General features: G+C 46.1%; 1 protein-coding gene. It reads right to left on the reverse strand.

What is annotated here, in order from left to right:
* A partial coding sequence (locus AAEZ06_RS28145) for a beta-eliminating lyase-related protein (protein ID WP_350617489.1) occupies nucleotides 1–241 on the reverse strand: 241 nt, incomplete at both ends.

Below are 241 nucleotides of genomic sequence, written 5' to 3' on the forward strand. Positions count from 1 at the left end.
TTCCACCACCGAGCATTTTACGCCAACGTGTAGCTTTACCAATTAGCCGCTCATCGCCTAACAGAATCGAACCTATCGGCGCGCACAGGCCTTTTGATAAACAAATTGATACTGAATCAAAGTATTGGGTAATATCGGCAATGGCAATGCCCTGTGCAACCGCAGCATTAGCAACCCGAGCACCGTCTAAATGGATTTTAAGACCACGATTAAACGCAAGGCTTTGTGCTTGGGCTAAATA

Source organism: Pseudomonas sp. HY7a-MNA-CIBAN-0227, from assembly GCF_040310325.1.
Classification (GTDB): domain Bacteria; phylum Pseudomonadota; class Gammaproteobacteria; order Pseudomonadales; family Pseudomonadaceae; genus Aquipseudomonas.